This window comes from Pseudomonas sp. MS15a(2019) (assembly GCF_013277805.1).
GTDB classification, from domain to species: domain Bacteria; phylum Pseudomonadota; class Gammaproteobacteria; order Pseudomonadales; family Pseudomonadaceae; genus Chryseomonas; species Chryseomonas benzopyrenica.
In genome coordinates, this window is record NZ_VBTN01000008.1 from 90,830 (window position 1) to 107,891 (window position 17,062).

General features: G+C 64.4%; 16 protein-coding genes. 9 read left to right on the forward strand and 7 right to left on the reverse strand.

Annotated features, from left to right (window positions below):
* The first annotated feature begins 85 nt into the window (after positions 1 to 85).
* The 6 genes from FEZ61_RS12155 to FEZ61_RS12180 all read left to right on the forward strand — a co-directional run bounded on the left by FEZ61_RS12155 (position 86) and on the right by FEZ61_RS12180 (position 5,969).
* Positions 86 to 979: a metal ABC transporter substrate-binding protein gene (locus tag FEZ61_RS12155; RefSeq protein ID WP_173148805.1), complete on the forward strand. Its 894-nt coding sequence runs from the start codon at positions 86 to 88 to the stop codon at positions 977 to 979.
* On the forward strand, positions 976 to 1,746 hold the full coding sequence (locus FEZ61_RS12160) for an ATP-binding cassette domain-containing protein (protein ID WP_064307070.1): 771 nt from the start codon (positions 976 to 978) through the stop codon (positions 1,744 to 1,746). The genes FEZ61_RS12155 and FEZ61_RS12160 overlap by 4 nt, the downstream gene beginning before the upstream one ends.
* Positions 1,746 to 2,600, forward strand: coding sequence for a metal ABC transporter permease (locus FEZ61_RS12165; RefSeq protein WP_068384444.1), 855 nt, complete (start codon positions 1,746 to 1,748; stop codon positions 2,598 to 2,600). Before FEZ61_RS12160 ends, FEZ61_RS12165 begins: the two co-directional genes overlap by 1 nt.
* Positions 2,600 to 3,445, forward strand: coding sequence for a metal ABC transporter permease (locus tag FEZ61_RS12170; RefSeq protein ID WP_042134935.1), 846 nt, complete (start codon positions 2,600 to 2,602; stop codon positions 3,443 to 3,445). The genes FEZ61_RS12165 and FEZ61_RS12170 overlap by 1 nt, the downstream gene beginning before the upstream one ends.
* 66 nt (positions 3,446 to 3,511) lie before the next feature.
* A complete protein-coding gene (locus FEZ61_RS12175; protein WP_068384446.1) occupies positions 3,512 to 3,946 on the forward strand; it encodes a CBS domain-containing protein in 435 nt (144 codons plus the stop codon).
* Between the two features lie 79 nt (positions 3,947 to 4,025).
* Positions 4,026 to 5,969: a TonB-dependent receptor gene (locus tag FEZ61_RS12180; protein ID WP_173148807.1), complete on the forward strand. Its 1,944-nt coding sequence runs from the start codon at positions 4,026 to 4,028 to the stop codon at positions 5,967 to 5,969.
* 277 nt (positions 5,970 to 6,246) lie between these two features.
* On the opposite strand, the gene FEZ61_RS12185 is transcribed toward FEZ61_RS12180, so the two are convergent.
* The 5 genes from FEZ61_RS12185 to FEZ61_RS12205 all read right to left on the reverse strand — a co-directional run bounded on the left by FEZ61_RS12185 (position 6,247) and on the right by FEZ61_RS12205 (position 10,153).
* A complete protein-coding gene (locus FEZ61_RS12185; protein ID WP_173148809.1) occupies positions 6,247 to 7,602 on the reverse strand; it encodes a HAMP domain-containing sensor histidine kinase in 1,356 nt (451 codons plus the stop codon).
* Positions 7,599 to 8,327 carry a response regulator gene (locus tag FEZ61_RS12190; protein WP_173148811.1) on the reverse strand — a complete coding sequence of 243 codons (729 nt, stop codon included), beginning with the start codon at positions 8,325 to 8,327 and terminating at the stop codon, positions 7,599 to 7,601. The genes FEZ61_RS12185 and FEZ61_RS12190 overlap by 4 nt, the downstream gene beginning before the upstream one ends.
* Positions 8,328 to 8,394: 67 nt before the next feature.
* On the reverse strand, positions 8,395 to 9,060 hold the full coding sequence (locus FEZ61_RS12195; RefSeq protein WP_068384454.1) for a GNAT family protein: 666 nt from the start codon (positions 9,058 to 9,060) through the stop codon (positions 8,395 to 8,397).
* On the reverse strand, positions 9,057 to 9,506 hold the full coding sequence (locus tag FEZ61_RS12200) for a GNAT family N-acetyltransferase (RefSeq protein ID WP_068384455.1): 450 nt from the start codon (positions 9,504 to 9,506) through the stop codon (positions 9,057 to 9,059). The genes FEZ61_RS12195 and FEZ61_RS12200 overlap by 4 nt, the downstream gene beginning before the upstream one ends.
* Before the next feature lie 14 nt (positions 9,507 to 9,520).
* Entirely contained in the window at positions 9,521 to 10,153 is a 633-nt protein-coding gene (locus FEZ61_RS12205) for an FMN-binding negative transcriptional regulator (RefSeq protein ID WP_173148813.1), read from the reverse strand.
* Positions 10,154 to 10,243: 90 nt separating this feature from the next.
* Here FEZ61_RS12205 and FEZ61_RS12210 point away from each other — a divergent pair, with 90 nt between their 5' ends.
* Together FEZ61_RS12210 and FEZ61_RS12215 are read left to right on the forward strand one after the other, a co-directional pair.
* Positions 10,244 to 11,659 (forward strand): PLP-dependent aminotransferase family protein, encoded by a 1,416-nt coding sequence (locus FEZ61_RS12210; protein WP_173148815.1) that lies wholly within the window; start codon positions 10,244 to 10,246, stop codon positions 11,657 to 11,659.
* A 669-nt stretch (positions 11,660 to 12,328) separates the two neighbouring features.
* Positions 12,329 to 13,963 carry a Shedu anti-phage system protein SduA domain-containing protein gene (locus tag FEZ61_RS12215; RefSeq protein ID WP_173148817.1) on the forward strand — a complete coding sequence of 545 codons (1,635 nt, stop codon included), beginning with the start codon at positions 12,329 to 12,331 and terminating at the stop codon, positions 13,961 to 13,963.
* Positions 13,964 to 14,258: 295 nt separating this feature from the next.
* On the opposite strand, the gene FEZ61_RS12220 is transcribed toward FEZ61_RS12215, so the two are convergent.
* Both FEZ61_RS12220 and FEZ61_RS12225 read right to left on the reverse strand, forming a co-directional pair.
* A complete protein-coding gene (locus FEZ61_RS12220) occupies positions 14,259 to 15,065 on the reverse strand; it encodes an amino acid ABC transporter permease (RefSeq protein WP_173148819.1) in 807 nt (268 codons plus the stop codon).
* A complete protein-coding gene (locus FEZ61_RS12225) occupies positions 15,062 to 15,883 on the reverse strand; it encodes a transporter substrate-binding domain-containing protein (RefSeq protein ID WP_017639192.1) in 822 nt (273 codons plus the stop codon). Before FEZ61_RS12225 ends, FEZ61_RS12220 begins: the two co-directional genes overlap by 4 nt.
* A 100-nt stretch (positions 15,884 to 15,983) precedes the next feature.
* Between FEZ61_RS12225 and FEZ61_RS12230 the strand changes: the two genes are divergently transcribed.
* Positions 15,984 to 16,886: a homocysteine S-methyltransferase family protein gene (locus FEZ61_RS12230; RefSeq protein ID WP_017639193.1), complete on the forward strand. Its 903-nt coding sequence runs from the start codon at positions 15,984 to 15,986 to the stop codon at positions 16,884 to 16,886.
* Positions 16,887 to 17,062 lie beyond the last annotated feature (176 nt).

A 17,062-nucleotide genomic window follows, 5' to 3' on the forward strand; every position in this document is an offset into this window, starting at 1 on the left:
TCCCAGGTTACAAAGTCTCCCTGCACCTCTGATAGGTTGTGCTATCTAATTTAGCCAAGGCTATAACTACCGAGGGGCTGGCCGGATGCTGGAGAAGACGAAACGCTGGACCCTGATGGGTTTGTTGGGACTGCTGCTGGGCAACCCTGTCCAGGCGGCGGAGCCGTTCAAGGTGGTCACCACCTTCACGGTGATCGCCGACATGGCGCGCAACGTGACGGGCGACGCCGCCCAGGTGGAGTCCATCACCAAGCCCGGTGCCGAGATCCACAATTACCAGCCCACCCCGGGCGATCTGCTCAAGGCGCACGATGCCCAGCTGGTGCTGTGGAACGGCCTGAATCTGGAGCTCTGGTTCGAGCGTTTCTTCAGCCGCATGAAGGACGTGCCCAGCGCGGTGGTCTCCCAGGGCGTCGCGCCCATCGCCATCGCCCAGGGCCCCTATGCCGGCAAGCCCAATCCCCATGCCTGGATGTCGCCGCAGGCGGCGCTGGTCTACGTCGACAACATCCGCGATGCGCTGGTGCAGCACGATCCGGCCAATGCCGAGACCTACCGCCGTAACGCCGAGGCCTACAAGACGCGCATCACCGCCACCCTCGATCCCCTGCGCCAGCAGCTGCAGGGGATTCCCGAGCAGCGCCGCTGGCTGGTCTCCAGCGAGGGTGCCTTCAGCTATCTGGCGCGCGATCTGGGCCTCAAGGAGCTCTATCTCTGGCCAATCAACGCCGATGCCCAGGGCACCCCGCAGCAGGTGCGTCGGGTGATCGAGACAGTGCGCGCCGAGCGGATTCCGGCGGTGTTCAGCGAGAGCACCGTGTCCGCCGCAGCGGCCGAGCAGGTGGCGCGGGAGAGCGGTGCCCGCTACGGCGGGGTGCTCTATGTGGATTCCCTGAGCGCCGCCGACGGTCCGGTGCCCACCTATCTCGACCTGCTGCGGGTCACCACCGAAACCCTGGTCAAGGGGCTGGCGCCATGATCGCTCTCGACGGGGTCGGCGTGACCTATCGCAATGGCCATACCGCCCTGCGCGACGCCAGCCTGGTGGTGCCCGGCGGGTCCATCACCGCCCTGGTGGGCGTCAATGGCAGCGGCAAGTCCACCCTGTTCAAGGCGATCATGGGCTTCGTGCCCCTGCGCACCGGTCAGGTGCGGGTCGATGACCTGCCGGTGGCCCAGGCCCTGAAGCGTAATCTGGTCGCCTATGTGCCCCAGAGCGAAGACGTCGACTGGGACTTTCCGGTGCGGGTGGAAGACGTGGTGCTCATGGGGCGCTATGGCCGGATGAATTTCCTGCGCCTGGCGCGCGCCGCCGATCACCAGGCGGTGGCCGCCGCCCTGGCCCGGGTAGGGCTGACCGACTTGCGCAAACGGCAGATCGGTGAACTCTCCGGTGGCCAGAAGAAGCGCGTCTTCCTCGCCCGCGCCCTGGCCCAGGACAGCCGGGTGATCCTGCTGGACGAACCCTTCACCGGGGTGGACGCCACCTCCGAGCGCGCCATCATCGAATTGCTCCAGGCCCTGCGCGCCGAGGGTCGCTCGATGCTGGTCTCGACCCATGACCTGGCCAGCATCGAGCGCTTCTGCGACCGCACCGTGCTGCTCGATCGCACCGTGCTGGCCCAGGGGCCGACGGCCGAGGTCTTTACCCGGGAGAATCTGGAGCGGACCTTCGGTGGCGCCCTGCGCCTGTTCGAGGGGGGACGCCAGGCGTCGCAACCGCCCCAGTGGCGAGAGCGTGCCTGATGGAGTGGCTGCTGGAACCCCTGGCCTACGGCTACATGAAAAACGCCCTGGGCGCGGCGGCCCTGGTGGGTGGGCTATGCGCCTTTCTCTCCGCCTATCTGATGCTCAAGGGCTGGTCGCTGATCGGCGATGCCCTGTCCCATGCCGTGGTACCGGGGGTGGCCGGCGCCTATCTGCTCGGGCTGCCGCTGGCCCTGGGCGCCTTTCTCGCCGGCGGCGCGGCGGCTGGCGCCATGCTCGGGCTGCGGCACTACACCCGACTCAAGGAAGACGTCATCATCGGCCTGATCTTCAGCGCCTTCTTTGGTGGCGGGCTGTTCCTGGTCTCGCTGGCGCCGGTCGCGGTGGACATCCAGACCATCGTCTTCGGCAACATCCTGGCCATTACCCCCGAGGCCAGTCGCCAGTTGCTGACTATCGCCGCCGTCTCGCTGCTGGTGCTGCTGCTCAAGTGGCGCGACCTGCTGCTGGTGTTTTTCGACGAGGGCCAGGCGCGCGCCTGCGGTCTCAATCCCACCCTGTACCGGCTGCTGTTCTTTACCCTGCTGGCGCTGAGCACCGTGGCGGCGATGCAGACGGTGGGCGCCTTCCTGGTCATCGCCCTGGTGGTGACGCCGGGGGCGACGGCTTATCTGCTCAGTGATCGCTTCTCGCGGGTGGTGCTGATCAGCGTCGCCATCGGCGTTGGCAGCGGGCTCTTGGGCACCTATCTCAGCTATTTCCTCGACGGCGCCACTGGGGGCTGCGTAGTGGTCTTGCAGACCCTGATCTTTCTGCTGGCCTTCGTCCTGGCGCCGCGTCACGGCCTGCTGGCCAACCGGCGCCGGGCGCGGCAGACGGCGGAGGCGGGCTGATGGACTGGCTGCTGCTGACCCTCGAAGTCGACTTCCTGCGCCAGGCATTGCTGATGGCCGTGCTGGTGGCGGTGCCCACGGCGCTGCTGTCCTGTTTCCTGGTGCTCAAGGGCTGGGCGCTGCTGGGCGATGCCATCGCCCACGCGGTCTTTCCCGGCCTGGTGCTGGCCTCGGCGCTGGGGGCACCGCTGGTGGCGGGCGCCTTCGTCGCGGGGCTGGGTTGCGCCCTGGCCACCGGCTATCTCAAGCGCCACAGCCGGGTAAAGCAGGACACCCTCATGGGCGTGGTCTTTTCCGGCATGTTCGGCCTGGGCCTGGTGCTGCACGCCAGGCTGCCCACCGAGCTGCACCTGGACCACATCCTGCTCGGCGACCTGCTGGGGGTGTCCCCGGCGGCCTTCTGGCAGATGGCGGTGATCGCCGGCCTGGTAGTGCTGGCGCTGGCCTGCCGCTGGCGCGACCTGCTGGTGTTGGCCTTCGACGCGGCCCAGGCCCGGGCCCTGGGCCTACGGGTAGGGCTGCTGCACTACGGCCTGCTCGGCCTGATCGCCCTGACCGTGGTCGGCGCCCTGCAGGCGGTGGGCATGGTGCCGGTGGTGGCGCTGCTGATCGCCCCCGGTGCCACCGCCTTTCTGCTGACCCGTTCCTTTGGCTGGATGCTGCTGCTGGCCACCACCCTGGCCGTGACGGCGGCCCTGGGCGGGGTGCTGCTGAGCCTGGTCTGGGACAGCGCCCCGGCGCCCACCCTGGTGATGCTGCTGACGGCCGGTTTCCTGCTGGCCCTGGCATGGCGCCTGTGGCGGGATCGACGTCGTTCGGGCGACAAGGGCGTTCAGGTGGCCTGATGTAATCGGCTGACCGGCCCTGCCAGGCACCTCCGGTCACGCTCGTCTCACCTCAGGAGAACCACAATGAAAACCGTCGCCCAGTTGCTTGCCCTGAAGACCCAGCAGGACGTCTACACCATCGCCCCCGACGCCTGGGTGCTCGACGCCCTGCGTCTGATGGCGGAAAAGAACGTCGGGGCGCTGCCGGTGGTGCGAGACGGCGAACTGGTGGGCATCGTCAGCGAGCGCGACTATGCGCGCAAGGTGGCCTTGCAGGGGCGCTCCTCCTATGCGACCCCGGTCAGCGAAATCATGACCGAGGCGGTCATCATCGTACTGCCGCAGCAGACCGTGGGCGACTGCATGCAGATGATGACCGACCACCACCTGCGCCACCTGCCGGTGATGGGCAACGGCAAGCTGATCGGGCTGCTGTCCATCGGCGATCTGGTCAAGGCGACCACCGTCCAGCAGGCGGAGCTGATCCGCCACCTGGAGGGTTATATCCGCGGCGAGTGAGTGTCGCTGTCCCAACCTGTCCCAATTTTCGTAACGCCAATCATTACCATCCATGCCCTTTCACCGGAGGGCATGGCTCATGGCCAGGTTGCAACGTTTCATCGCTACGCCGCTGGCGCTCGGCCTGGCCGCCGCCAGCCTGGCGGTCCAAGCCGAAGAGATCACCGATCTCGACACCACGGTGGTCACCGCCGCCGGCTTCGAACAGCGTCTGGAGGACGCACCCGCTTCAGTCACCGTGATCGACGCCGAGACCCTGCGCAAGCGCCCGATCCGCGATCTGGGCGACGCCCTGCGCGACGTCGAGGGCGTGGTGGTCAACGGCGCGGCCAACGAGACCGACATCTCCATCCGCGGCATGCCGGGGGACTACACCCTGATCCTGGTCGACGGCAAGCGGCAAAGCGCGCGGGAGTCACGGGTCAACGGCAATCGCGGCTACGAGCAGAGCTTCATCCCGCCAGCCGCGGCCATCGAGCGCATCGAGGTGGTGCGGGGTCCCATGTCCTCGCTGTACGGCTCCGATGCTATCGGTGGGGTGATCAACATCATCACCAAGAAGAACACCGCCACCTGGCATGGCGCCCTGACCACTGACTACATCGCCCAGCAGCACAGCGATCAGGGCAATTCGCGCCAGGGCCAGTTCTTTCTCAGCGGGCCGCTGCACAGCGAATTGCTCGGCCTGCAGCTGTGGGGCCGCTACCTGGATCGCCAGGCCGACGACGACATCGAGCAGACCCAGGGCTTCAGCAAGGCGCGCCATCGCGACCTGACCGGGCGCCTGGCCTTCACCCCGAACGAGAATCATGAATTTCTGCTGGAGGCCGGGCAGACACGTCTGCGCAACGGCGACGGCCTGAGCGACAACTGGGCGACCCGCCAACAGGACAACGACCGCGATCACTGGTCGCTGAGTCATACTGGCCACTGGGCCGGCGGGCTGCGTTCGGACGTGTCGCTACTGCACGAGGAGACCTCCCGCGAAGGCCTGGCCACGCCGGCGCAGACCGATGTCTATGGGCGCAAGCCGCAGGTCGAGAACACCGTGTTCGACGCCAAGCTGGTGACGCCACTGGACGACCACCTGCTCACCACCGGTCTGCAATACAACCGCGGGGAGGTGCAGGACTGGAACCAGGGGCTGAACGATCGCCGTCAGTACTCCTTCGCGGTGACCCAGCAGGCCTTGTTCGCCGAGGACGAGTGGGCCATCACCGACAGCTTCGCCCTCACCGGCGGGCTGCGCCTGGATCACCACGAGCTGTATGGCAATCACTGGAGTCCGCGGCTCTATGGGGTCTGGCATGCGACCCCCGAGTGGACCTTCAAGGGCGGCGTCTCGCGCGGCTTCAAGGCACCGGAAATCCGCGCCGTGGCGCCGGGTTATGCCTATCTGCGGCGCAACCGCTTCGTCATGCTCGGCAATCCGGATCTCAAGCCGGAAACCAGCACCAACTACGAGGTGGCGGCGCTCTGGTCCAACCGGCGCAATCTGGAGGCGGCGGCGACGCTGTTCTACAACGACTTCCAGGACAAGCTGTCCACGGTCACCACCACCGAGCGCTGGAATGGCTATATCCGCATGGACCGCATCAACGTCGACGAGGCGGTGATCCGCGGTGTGGAGCTCAGCGGTGGCTGGGACATCACCGAGGCCCTGCGTCTGGGCGGCAACTTCACCTATCTCGACTCGGAGCAGCGCAGCGGCCCCAACCAGGGTGCGCCCCTGGCCCTGACCCCGGAGCGCAAGGCCAACGTCCGCCTGGACTGGACCCTGTCGGACCGCCTCAACCTGTGGACGGCGCTGGACTACTACGGTGAAGAGTACGACGCCACCCTGACCGGCGAGGCCGCCCCGGCCTATACCACCTGGGACGTGGGCGGTGGCTTCGTGGCGACGCGCAACCTGAGCTTCAATGCCGCCATCCGCAACCTGAACGACCGCCGCCTGGACGACGAGACCTATGGCACGGTGAACTACGGCCGGCATCTCTGGGTGAGTGCGACCTTGAGTTTCTAAGGGAGCCAGATGCTCCACGTGGAACCTCCACTGTGGTGGACGCGCGTTGGTGCCGGAACCGTAGCGTGGGAAACGGCGGAGCTTTTTCCACTTGGGACTTCGCTGTGAGGCGCGCCCCGGAGGGAGAGGGCGCTATTCGAGCAGGCGGTCATCTCCAGCATCAGCCAGATCCTGATCGATCAAGGTGGCGCTACCTTGGGAGCCATTGTCCTGGCGCGACAAGGTCTTTTGTTTGGACGATCGCGGCCATGGGCCGCTCCTACGGGATATCTGGCTGCTAGGAGGTCGACGGCAGCAGGATCCGGGCGCAGAGGCCGCCTTGCGGGCGATTGCGTAGCTGCAGCTCGCCGCCGTGGGCGAGGATACAGGCCCGGGCGATGGCCAGGCCGAGACCGAGGCCACGAGCGGTGTCCTGGCCCGGAGGCCGGTAGAAGGGCTCGAAGACCCGTTCCAGCTGGTTTTCCGGCAGGCCGGGGCCGTCGTCGAGGATGTCCAGGCGGAGCAGCTGTGGCGCGGGGCACGAGAGCTCCAGTGCGGCGCTGCTACCGTGCTGCAGGGCGTTGTCGAGCAGATTGCCCAGGGCGCGCTTGAGGGCCAGTGGGCGACCGCGGAGCATTGCCGCGCCGGTGCCCGACCAGGTCACCGTCTGGCCCAATGCCTGATAGCGATCCTGCAATGCCTGCAGCAGGGCGACGAGGTCGACATCCTGGTGGCTTTCGGTCCGGCGCTCGCCACGGATGAAGTTGAGGGTTTCCTGCACCATGGCGTCCAGTTCGGCCAGGCTTTCTTCCATGTCGTCGCGCTCGACCGAAGGCTCCAGCAGGGCCAATTGCACCCGCAGCGCAGCCAGTGGAGTGTTGAAGTCGTGGCTGATGGCGGCCAGCATGCGCACCCGATCATCCAGGTGGCGCAGCAGCCGTTCCTGCATCAGCTCGAAGGCCGCGGCCAGCTCCCTGGCTTCGCGTGGGCCCTGACGGACCTCCAGGCGACTGCGCTCGCCCCGGCTGAGTCCCTCCGCGGCGCGGGTGAGCCGTTGGAGCGGCCGTACCAATTGGCCGATCAGCAGCCAGGCCAGCAGCAGCACCGGCAGGGCGCCCAGCAGCAGCGACCAGCCCAGGGCGGTCAGCCAGCCGTCGCTACGTGCCGGATACTGCACGGCATTGAGCCAGCGACCGTCCGGCAGGCGCACGCTGCTGCGCAAGCGCAGGGGTGCCCAGCCGGCCGGGGTCAGCGGCGAGGCGCGGGCGGCGTCGCCAGCGAGGCCTTCCAGCTGCATCACCAGACCCTCTTCGGCCTGTCCAAGGCGCTGCGCCAGATCCCGGGTCAGGCGGCGTTCTTCCGCGAGCATGGGGAAGGGCGCCACCTCCGGCGTCGTGGCCACCCAGACCTGCGCCGGTGCCTCGGCCAGCACCCGTAGCAGGGCCTGCGCCTGTACCGTCGGCAGGCGTTCGACCGCGGTACGGGCCACCGCCAGGCGCTCCAAGGCCTGACCATAGGACAGCGGATGGACCAGCGCGCCGGTCTGGTGCAGGACCAGCGCCGCGGCCGCGTGCGCCAGCAGCAAGGCGGCGCAGAACAGCAGACAGAGGCGCGGCGTGATGCCCTGCAGCCAGCGCCGCCAAGGAGCGATCATGGCCCGTCCAGTGCCTCTACCGGGCAATCCAGCAGATAGCCGCGGCCCCAGACGGTGCGCAGCGGCGACTCGCCGGCCGGATCGGCCAGGCGCAGGCGCAGCCGACTGACCTGGCGATCCAGGCTGCGGTCCTCCAACTCGCGATCGGGCGGTCGCACCCGGTCCAGCAAGAGATCGCGATGCAGCACGGTCTGGGGCTGACACAGGAACGCCAGCAGCAGGCGGGCCTCCGCCTGGCCCAGGCGGCGGGTGCTGCCATCGGGATACTGCAGGCGCTGGCTGACGGCGGCGTAGTGCCAACCCGCGAAACGATAGATTGCCGCTGGGATGGACTCGCGCGGAGGCGGCGGCGCGGTCGTTCGGGAGCGACGATGCAGGGTGCGAATTCGCGCCACCAATTCACGCGGTTCGAACGGCTTGGTCAGGTAGTCGTCGGCGCCCTGTTCCAGGCCCAGCACCCGATCGTCCAGTTCGCCCCGGGCGGTGAGCAGGATCACCGGCGTCGTGTCGCGCTGGCGCAGCTCACGGCAGAGACTGAAGCCGTCGCCATCCGGCAGCATCACGTCGAGGACGATGACGTCGAAGCGCTGCTGCGCGAGCAGCGCCTTCATTCGCGTGGCATCGGCCGCGGTGGTGGCCTCGAACCCCTGGCGCCGCAAGTAGATCGCCAGGGGTTCGCGCAGCTTGCGGTGGTCGTCGACGAGTAGGACGTGGATGGCGGTCACGGCAAAGGAGACTGGTGGTAGCAACCTCTCTAGGATAACGCTTTGCCTGCTCCGTTGGTATTGCTTCTCATTTGCCGGGCGTGACGGCCAGGGCGCTGAGCTGGCGCCCTTCGGCATCGAAATTTTCCGCCGCCAGCCAGCGCCGGAAGCCGGCGTCCACCATGGGCCATTCGTGATCCAGCAGGCTGAACCAGGCGGTGTCGCGGTTGCGGCCCTTGACCACCCGGTGCTGCCGGAACAGCCCCTCATGGCGCATTCCCAACCGCTCGGCGGCGCGTTTCGAGCGGGCATTGGCATCGTCGCACTTCCACTCCAGGCGCCGATAGCCGAGGGCGAAGGCTTCCTGCATCAGCAGATAGAAGGCTTCGGTGGCCAGGGGCGTGCGCTGCAGGCGCCCGCCAAAGGCGACATGGCCGATCTCGATGCTGCCGTGTTCAGGGACGATGCTCATCAAGCTGAGCTGCCCCAGGGCACGGCTGTCGCGGGGATCCACCACGGCGTAGAACAGCGGATCGCGACCTTCGGCCAGGCCCGCCAGCCAGCCGTCGAAGGCCGCCTGCTCGGTGAAGGGGCCATAGGGCAGATAGTCCCACAGGGCCGGGTCCTGGTCGTGCAGGGCCTCCCAGAGATCGTCGCCGTGACGCTGAGGGTCCAGGGGTTCCAGGCGTACATGGCGACCCTGCAGCAAGCGGGGCTGGGGCAGCTGGGCCGGGGTCCAGTCGAGCGGGGTCATGGTCTGTCTCCCAGCAGGTGGCGGTACTGGATGAAACCGGAGCGGGTGGCGATGCGATCATAGAGCTGGCGTCCCGGGTAATTGGTCTCCTGGGTCAGCCAGTGCACCCGATCGCAGCCGTCGGCTCTGGCGCGGGCATAGACGTGCTCGATCAGGGCGCGGCCCAGGCCGCCACCACGATGGCCTTCAGCGACATAGAGATCCTGCAGGTAGCAGTAGTCGCCCTCGGTCCAGCAGGACGGGTGATAGATGAAATGCACCAGGCCCAGGGGGCGCTCGCCGTCCCAGGCCAGGGCGCCGTGCAGGGGCTGGGCGGGATCGAGCAGCCGTTGCCAGGTGCGGGCATAGGTGGTTTCCGGCAGCCGGGTCTCGTAGAAGGCCAGGTAGGCCTGCCACAACGTGTGCCAGACGGCGTGATCGGCTTCGCTCAGGGGGCGGATGGTCATGGGTGGCTCCAAGGTCAGGCGGGAGAGGGGATCAGGGCGGCCAGGGCCTGGTCGCCGGGTACAGGGCTGGCGGCCAGCCCCTGGCGGACGCCTTCGCGGTCGGCGGCGGTGCGATTCTGGCTGAGCTTGGCGATGCCCTGGAGGCTGTCCAGCGGCAGGCGCAGACCACGGATGGCGCGCAGCATGCCCCGCACGAAGTCCGCTGGCGCATCCGCGACCTGCCAGGGCCGGGCGCGCCCGGCTTCGTGCCGGTCGGTGAGGCGCTCCAGCAGCGGTAGCAGGCGCTCGGGATCGTCGAACACCTCGACGCGGCCGCGGGCGTGCACCGCCTGGTAGTTCCAGGTCGGCACCACCCGGCCATGTTCGGTCTTGCCGGGATAGAAGGCCGGGCTGACATAGGCCTGGGGTCCCTGGAACACCGCCAGTACCTGTCCCGCCTCGACCAGCGCCGGGGCCTGGGGATTGCTGCGCGCTAGATGGCCGTAGAGGGTGCCATAGGGGCCCTCGTCGGGCTCAAGCCAGAACGGCAGATGGCTCACCAGCGGACCGGTGTCGGTCTGGCTGATGAGCAGCGCCAGGGCGTGATCGCGCAGGTGCTGGTGCAGCCTGGGCAGGTCGTCGAGGCGGAAGGCGGGATTGGGATACATGGGCAGGAACTCCAGTGACGTTCGGCCATGCTAAGGTCGGCTTTGGCTCCCTGTAAGAGCCAATTTCCATGACTTTCAGGGTGCCAATCCATGCTGGGATTCGAGCCGTCGGGGCTGTTGCTGGAATCGGGTCAGGGCCTGGCGCGCCAGCTCTACCAGGGCCTGCGCGAGCGCATCCTGGCCAGTGAGCTGGCCGCTGGAGTGCGGCTACCCGCCAGTCGCGAACTGGCGCGGCTGCTAGGCGTGTCGCGCAATACCGTAACCGCCGCCTACGAGCAGCTCTTGGCCGAGGGTTTTCTCGACAGCCGTCCGGGTGACGGCACCTATGTCGCGCCCGTGACCCGGGCGCTGGCTGCTCCCGAAGCCACGGCCAGTGCGACACTCGTGCCCCTGGCCAGCGTGCCGCCCGGCGCGCCGTGCGCCTTTCGGGTCGGCTTGCCGGCGGTGGACCTGTTTCCCTTCGCCACCTGGGCGCGGTTGCAGCAGCGCTTCTGGCGCCAGCCGGAGCCGGCGCTGCTGGGCTATCGCGAACCCGGCGGCGAACCGCGGCTGCGCCGCCTGCTGAGCGCTTACCTGCGCCAGGCGCGGGGCCTGGTCTGCGCACCCGAGCAGATCCTCATCACCAGCGGTGCCCAGCAGGCCATCGAACTCTGCGCCCGGTTGCTGCTGGCGCCCGGAGCCCGGGCGGCCATGGAGGATCCCGGCTATCGCGCCGCGGGCCTGGCCTTGCAGAGTGGCGGGGCGCGGTTGCAGGGCGTTGCGGTGGATGGGGCCGGGCTGATGGTAGAGCAGCTGGCAGGGCTGCCGGACTGCCGGCTGGTCTATGTCACCCCGTCGCACCAGTATCCCACCGGCGCGGTACTGTCCCTGCCGCGCCGCCTGGCGCTGCTGGACTGGGCGCGCCAGCGGGACGGCTGGATCATCGAGGACGACTACGACGGCGAGTATCGCTACCAGGGCGCGCCGCTGGCGCCCCTGGCCGCGCTGGATCGCCACAGTCGGGTGCTCTATGTCGGCACCTTTTCCAAGATCGCCTTTCCCGGCCTGCGCCTGGGCTATCTGGTGGCCCCGCCCGCGCTGCTGCCGGCGCTGCTGGAACTGCAACGGGCCGGCATCCGCCATCTCGACAGCGCCACCCAGACGGTCATGGCCGATTTCATCGAACAGGGCCATTTCCAGCGCCATATCCGGCGCATGCGACGTGCGGCGCGTAGCCGCCGCGATGCCCTGCTGGCCGGCTGGCCCGCGGTCGCTGGTTGCGCCGCGCCGGGCGTGCCGGTGGCCGGCTTGCATCTGTGCCTGCCGGTCACCCATCCGGCCCGCGAAGCCGAACTGGTAGAGCGGGCAGCCGCGGTCGGGGTGGAGCTCAATGCGCTGTCGCGCTACTGGCTACCGGAGGGCCCGACCCCGCCCGACGCCCGCGCCGGGTTGGTGCTGGGTTTTGCTGCGGTGCCGGAGGCGCGGATCGTCGAGGCACTGGCCAGGTTGCGTGGGGCCTGGACCTAATATTCTCTATAGGGCATGTCACAATGGCGCGCTAGGCGCGGCCGCATGAATCACTATTTACTGTGTCATTAGCCAGTGGAATACCCTAGTGACGATCGGCGGATTTATTTAGCGTTGGGCAGAACTCTCGATGCAGTAAATCACATCTTAGCTGCCCCGCCCTAGAGATAAGGAAGGAGCCTTGGTTCGGGGCTATATTATATTTGAAACTTATTAATTGTGTGGATATAACTGAGCCAAAATTGCTTTTATAAAGATCAAGCTCAATGGTGACGCATTCTATGAGTGGCAGTCCGTGTAATAATTTAAGAAATAGTTTGTTAGTCTGTTTTAAAAAAAGATGAAATATTTAATAGTATAAATTCAGGGTTGCATCTGAGATTTAAAATATAGTTATAAATTAAGTAACTAATATGTATTGGGATTGGAATGCTTGCTGTTTTTGCTGTTTTTGCTGTTTTTGCTGTTTTTGCTGTGAGATGATTGGGTTTCGAGTTGTTTATTATATGTAACGATAGAGTGTGTTATTTGCATAATGAGCATTTGCGATTTTAATTTTTGATAATTATAAATTGGCAGGATTAATGAGTAATAATGTGGTAGGTCGTGATAATAAACTGATGATCTAAAGCTTTTCGCACCCTGCGGTGATTTTTGAGGTAAGTCTAGATGAAAGAAATGGAAGTCCACGTCGTAGATGGTCTGCTGGCAACGGATACCAAGTTGTCTTTCGGCAGAGATAGATTTTCGTCAAGCGTCGAGCCTATGTTGCAGCAAATCCGCCAAGAGGCACTGCGTGAGATAGTTTCGGATAGGCAACGCACGTCAAATGTCGATGAGGTCGTCAGTTGGTTGCGTGACTGTTATCGTAAGAACCCACTCGTTGGCGATATCGCACGGGCGATATTTGTGGTCAAAGAGGACTTATTAGTGGCTGAAGCCGAGTTACCTTCTCCCGACGAAGTGCTAAGTCAGCTTCAACGACTTGAGACGTTAAAGCTGAGCCAAGAGTTCTTTGTTTCTTCCACGTTCGAGAGCCGTCCCTGTGGCGTACTATTCCGGCGTTCGGAAATGGAGAAAGGTGGAGTTCTATTTGAAATAACGGCTTTTGGGCGCGAAGGATTGGCTGGCGAAGTGGCACATTTGAACCTACAGCTATCTAGTGCTCGGCCGGAGCATTTCATATCTATGTGTACCGCGCAAGGTTGGATCTACCTCGAGCGCGAGCGCGCAGTTAAGATGGCGCACGTTATGTTCCTGTTGCAATGCCTGTATGAGTACAAAAGGTACCTTTACCCAATAGTACCTCTGACGTCCATTGTCGATACCCGTAGCGACCGTCCTAAGGATAATCCATATCTGGTTAAGCTTGTTGCACAGGCATACCGTGGTCAAGTGGCTTGCACTCGAGTTAAAGTCAATCTGGCTTTGATATGCCCTAGAGATGTCGACTACGCCTTGCGTATTTCAAATGAAGATATTAGTCGGTTCATTGTTCATGCTAGAACTACCGACCTTCTCTTGTACGAGGAGAAGGGCCGATTGATTATGGATGATGACTATTTGGTTTATATGGCATGCAGGGCGCTTGGCCTGAAGCGCGTAAATGCAGTGATCGTCGGTTCCTTCTATCAGCCACTGGTTGAGGTACTAAAAGTAGGGGGAAGCGAATTGCTCCCTCCTATAGGCATTTCGCGCCAAGATAATCGTGAGCACTGGAATAGTGTCGACAAGCAACATCTGTTGGAGCGTAAGGTAACGGCGTTACGGCCGAAAATATCTCAGTCGGCCAAGCTCGAGCACAGCTTCATCGAGTTTTGCTGGCTATTGGGCAGAGTCAGCACTCGCGAAAAAGACCTGCACAGTTTTCTCAAGCGAAATGCTCAAGTGCTGGATTCCTATGTGGCGGCGGTCTACAGCGAAGTTCGCATTGGTAAATATCGCGCAGATCTCGTGCTTCAATACCGACAGTCAGATAAGCGTTTGGTGTTAGTGGAGCTTGAGCCTCATAGTGCGCAGATATTTACCAAGCGTAATAGCCAGCGGCATAAGGTTACCCACGCCGTGCAACAGGTGCAGGACTGGATTAGAGAGATCCATAACAACGCAAGCAACCTGCCGCAATGGCTAGCGGGAAATTACACTGCAGAAGGAATGGTTGTAATCGGGCGCTCTAAAGATCTGACACAAGAGCAGAAAGACATTTTGATGATCCATAATGCTAAGTCCGACATCAAAATTCTTACCTATGATGATCTTTTAGAGCGTTTCCAACGCTTGATCGAGATACTCGATGATGAATGACTAAGCTTCAGGCTCTATCTAATTTAATATCAGATCTGCTATTTGACGGTTAAGCGATAGTCCAAGTTTCGTAGCTATTGTAGATATTGCTTTGTTTCGGAGCTCAAGGCTCTATATGCTTGATTTTGTGTAATACATATGGAGCACCGAAAATTTTGGATGCCTTTTAGTTTTGGTGGATAACAGGGGCATGGATGAGTATGGGTTATGCCAATTCATGTTTAAATTACTCACTCCTGCGACGAGTAGTTTGATCAGAAATCAGTACTTCGACTCAATATAGCCCCCGCTGACCCTAACGCCCCCGATACGCCTTCCCATAGTGCCGCTCCAGGCGCGACTGCATGAATTCCATGGCCAGGGACATCAGCCAGTAGAGCACCGCCGCGGTGGTGAGCATTTCCAGATAGCGATAGCTGGAGCGGCCATAGGACTGGGCGAGGAACATCACCTCCCAGACGCCCATCACCGAAACCAGGGAGGAGTCCTTGAGCATGGAGATGAACTGGCTGGTGGTGGGCGGGATGATGCTGCGCATGGCCTGGGGCAGGGTGACGCGCCAGAAGATCACCCGCGGCGACAGGCCCAGGGCCAGGGCCGCCTCGCGCTGACCGGCGGGGACGCCGAGCAGGCCGGCGCGGAAGATCTCGCTGAGGTAGGCGCCGTAGTTCAGCGACAGGGCGAGGATGCCGGCGCTGATGGCCCCGGGGACCACGCCGATCTGCGGCAGGCCCAGGTAGATCAGCAGAATCTGGATCAGCAGCGGGGTGCCGCGAAAGAAGGAGGCGTAGAAGGTCGCCACGCCATAGGCCAGGGCACTGGACGACAGCCGCCCCAGGGCCGCGGCGAAGCCCAGCAGCACCGACACCAGGATGGAGCTGAGGCTGAGGAACAGGGTCAGGGCCGCGCCCTGGAGGAAGCCGTTGGGGCCCAGGCGCCAGCCCACCAGGTTGGGCAGGCGCGGCCAGACGCTGGCGAACTTGAGGTCGAAGCCGAGCACGAAGACCACGCCCCCGGCCAGCAGCGCCAGCCAGGTCAGCCAGACACGGGTACGAAAGCTCAGCAGCGGACGCGATTCGACCGGGGGCGGTAACTGACTCATTGGCTGATGTCGGCACCGATCCACTTGTCGGAGATCCGCTTGAGGGTGCCGTCCTGGCGCAGCCCCTCGATGATCTCGCGCAGCTTGGCAGCGAATTCCGCATCACCCTTCTCGATGGCCACGGCGTTGGGCTCGGCATAGAGCGGCGCGCCCGCCAGCTTGAACTTGCTGTCCTGGGCCAGGCGCGGCTGGGCGGTCACCAGGTTGGTCAGCACCGCGTCCAGGCGTTTGCCGGCGCCCAGGCCCAGGTCCTGGAAGGCGACGTTGTCGTCGGGGAAGGGCACCACCTGCACCTGGTCGAAGGGATAGCTCAGCGGCTTGTCCTCCTGGCCTTCGATGGTCAGGTCCTTGTTCAGGTAGCCTTCGTAGGAGGAGGCGCTGGTAACGCCGACCTTCTTGCCGGAGAGGTCCTTGGCACCGTGGATGCGGTCGTCACCGGCGTTGACCACGATCACCGCTGGCGAGGCGTAGTAGTTGACCGGGAAATCGAACACCTGGGCGCGAGCCTGGCTGGGCGTCATGGAGCAGATGCAGACGTCGTAGCGACCGCTCCAGCGACCGGCGGCGATCACGTCCCAGGAAGGGGTTTCCAGGCGCAGCTTGACGCCGAGCTTGTCGGCCACGGCCTTGGCCACGTCGACGTCGAAGCCTTCCAGCTGATTCTGGGCATTGAGCTGGGAGAAGGGCGGATAGCTCTCCATGAGCACATTGACCAGCTCGCCCTTGGCCTTGATGCGGTCCAGAGTGGCGCCGGCCGAGGCCGAGGTGGCGGCCAGCGCCAGGGTCAGGCCGAGGGCCGATAGCAGAGCGGTTCTCATGGGGGCGTCCTTTGCAAAGGGAAAGAGGGCCTGGTATTAGAGAGATATGAGAACCGATATTGAACTCTGTTTTGGTTATAAGGAAAAGTGAAATAGCTATATGGCCAACATGAATCTTGTTCTGCTCGACGGTGGCATGGGCCGCGAGCTACAGCGCCGTGGCGCGCCCTTTCGCCAGCCGGAGTGGTCGGCCCTGGCCCTGAGCGAGGCGCCGGAGCAGGTGGAGGCGGTGCATCGGGCCTATATCGAGGCGGGTGCCCAGGTGATCACCAGCAACAGCTATGCGGTGGTGCCCTTCCATATTGGCGAGGAGCGCTTCGCCACCGAAGGCGAGAGCCTGGCCGCGCGCGCCGGCCAACTGGCGCGGCAGGCCGTGGCAGCCAGCGGTCAGCCGGTGCGGGTGGCGGGCTCCCTGCCGCCGCTGTTCGGTTCCTATCGCCCCGATCTGTTCGAGCCGGCGCGGGTGGACGAGCTGCTGCAGCCGCTGATCCGCGGCCTGGCGCCCCATGTCGATCTCTGGCTGGCGGAAACCCAGAGCTCCCTGGCCGAGGTGCGCGCCATCGCCGCCGGCCTGCCCGACGACGGCAAGCCGCTGTGGCTGTCCTTTACCCTGAAGGACGAAGACGTCGACGAGATCCCACGGCTGAGATCCGGCGAGCCGGTGGCCGAGGCCGCGCAACTGGCCGTGGCACTGGGCGCTGGGGCACTGCTGTTCAATTGCAGCCAGCCCGAGGTGATGGCCGCGGCGTTGGATACCGCGCGGGCGACCTTTGCCGCGGCGGGTGTCGAGATTCCCTTTGGCGCCTATGCCAACGCCTTCCCGCCCCAGCCGGAAGAGGCCACCGCCAACGACGGCCTCGACCCCTTGCGTCCGGACCTGGATCCGCCCGGCTACCTGAGCTTCGCCCAGGACTGGCAGGCGCGTGGCGCGAGCCTGATCGGCGGCTGCTGCGGCATCGGCCCGGAGCACATCGCCGTGCTCAACACGCGACTGCGCGGCTGACGCCCGCATTCAGTCAGTGAAAAAGCGGACCGTGCCCCGAGCGCGGTCCGCTTTTTTCTTGCCGCCAGGTGTCATTCAGATCGGCGCCTGGGCCCTCTCGGCGCGCAGGTGGTCCACCAGGATCCAGAGCCCGCTCGATTGCTGCATCGAGCAGCTGAGCGTTTTGTACTGGCAGC